Origin of the sequence: Burkholderia sp. BDU5 (assembly GCF_001522845.1) — a bacterium.
Classification (GTDB): domain Bacteria; phylum Pseudomonadota; class Gammaproteobacteria; order Burkholderiales; family Burkholderiaceae; genus Burkholderia; species Burkholderia mayonis.
The window spans coordinates 1-1029 of the sequence record NZ_LOWC01000017.1 but is presented as its reverse complement, the minus strand read 5'-3'; the positions used below and the strand labels follow the sequence as shown (position 1 = coordinate 1029).

General features: G+C 63.2%; 1 protein-coding gene. It reads right to left on the bottom strand.

The genetic code is table 11. The features are described from left to right. Nucleotides 1-1008 (bottom strand): ISNCY family transposase (locus WS69_RS03975; RefSeq protein ID WP_156437928.1); only part of this gene is annotated, 1008 nt, incomplete at its 3' end. Nucleotides 1009-1029 lie beyond the last annotated feature (21 nt).

Here is a 1029-nt window from a genome sequence, read left to right as displayed (position 1 = left end):
AGGCCGTGCGCTATCGGCTGGAATCTGCAACTTCAGCCGCTCGAAGCTCACGCAGTTGTCATTGCCTACCGTGCGCTCGTGATGCTCACATAGGATGTCGGCCAAGCCGTTGCCGATGTAGGGTACAAAGGCACTGCCCGACTCGGCAGCCGGCACGGCGAACTCAGCGTTGTGACGCGGCATGTAGACCTGCTGCAGGTAGGCGTTGGCTTGCTGCATATCGGTGATGTCGGCCTTGGCGAGCTCGCGTGGCAAGCGCTCCTGGTGTGTGCCGAAAGCGCGCTCGGAACGCCCACGGGCCTCGGGTGAATAGGCCGCGATGTGCTCGATACCCAACTGCGCCAGCGCCCGGCCAAACTGTGTCGGGTTGTTGTGGTCGACCTTGCCTCCGGCTTCGGGCGTATGGAAGTAATGGCTGCCGCGGTCGGTGTAGAGCGCGCAAAACAAGCCGTGGCAGGCAATCGTCTGGCCCACGCCGTGAAAGCTGGAAGCCGTGCCTTCCTCTTCGCAGAAGAACATCGACAGGTGCTCGCCTGTCGCGTCGTCCAGCGTCACCACAAGGTCCCAGTCGTGCCCGGCCACCCACTCATGGCGACTGGCATCCTGATGCACCAGCATGCCCGGCAACGGCGCGCGCTCACGCTTCTTGCGGTGCTTGCCGCGCGCCTTGGCGCGCTTGACCTCACCCGCCTGCTGCAACTGGTTCTTCACCCACGTGTAGCTGCGCTGACCCGCATGTTCGCGCCGATACCAGCAATGGAAATGCCGCACGTTCCAGCCTGCGTAGTCACGCCGGTACAGCTCCACCAGCTTGACCACCTCATCAACCGGCGCACGCCGATGCGAAATCTGCTCGATCCGCTTGTCGATCAGCCCATCGAGCCCATCGGCTTCGTAGCGTCCCATCTGGCGGCGAAACGTGCGCTCGCATACCCCCAGCAGCCTCGCTGCCTCCGCTTGCGTCAGGCGCTTCTCCTGCCAGTCCGTGTAGACCTCTTCGAATCTCATCTTCCGGGTTTCCTGTAACCA